Raw genomic sequence first — 773 nt, forward strand, 5'->3', positions numbered from 1 at the left:
GCAGGTACGCATCGAAAAAGCGCGCAGCCCGCTCGGCGCGCGTGCCGTCGGCCTGGCGCGCCAGCACGGTGTCGAGCAGCAGCGGTGCTGCTGCGTGCGTCATGTCGGCGGTGAAGTCGGGCGTGAAGAGGGCGCCGACCGGCAGCAGCCGTTCGTTGCCGGCAATGCGTGCGGTCGGGTTGTCGCGCACGATCATCGAGAGATGCCGGGCGCGATCGTCGTCGGTGCAGGCCAAGTGGATGCCATGGCGCTCCGGCACGATTGATAGGACGCTCGCCAATGCTGCGTCGTTCGCGAGGATGCGTTCCAGCAGCGCACTCACGCGCGGGCCCATCACGGCCGATTTGGGCGATACGGTGCGCTCAACGCTGGTCAGCCGCATGCTGACCGGCAGCTTGAGCATCGGGCCGCCCGGCGCGTCGGTCGCGGCCACGGTGCGGAATGACATCGTTGGCCGGGCGGCAATGTTGATGTCCGGCAAACGGATCAATTCGCCTGCAGCAAATTCTGCGGCGAAAGTCTCGCCGAGTGTCGTGTCGCGCTGCCAAGGGTGAACCGGCAGCGGCAGCCATGCTTCGGGCGCAAGCTGGCGCGCCAACAGGGCTTTGCGAAACGCCGCCATGGTCTCCGGGAACGTCGCCGCGAACCAATTGGCGTACGGCTGCACACCGTCCATCGACGTGACCTGCAGTCGGTGCGCCGCCACCGCCACCACGCCGATGGGCACCTGTGCCTCGAACTCTGGCGACAGCGCAATCACCTGGTCGGGAGCC

General features: G+C 67.7%; 1 pseudogene. It reads right to left on the bottom strand.

What is annotated here, in order from left to right:
• A pseudogene (locus E2H86_RS25630) lies at positions 1 to 773 on the bottom strand (NRPS-independent rhizoferrin synthetase); the annotation flags it as partial.

Origin of the sequence: Pseudomonas putida, assembly GCF_004357765.1 — a bacterium.
GTDB classification, from domain to species: Bacteria; Pseudomonadota; Gammaproteobacteria; order Pseudomonadales; family Pseudomonadaceae; genus Aquipseudomonas; species Aquipseudomonas putida_U.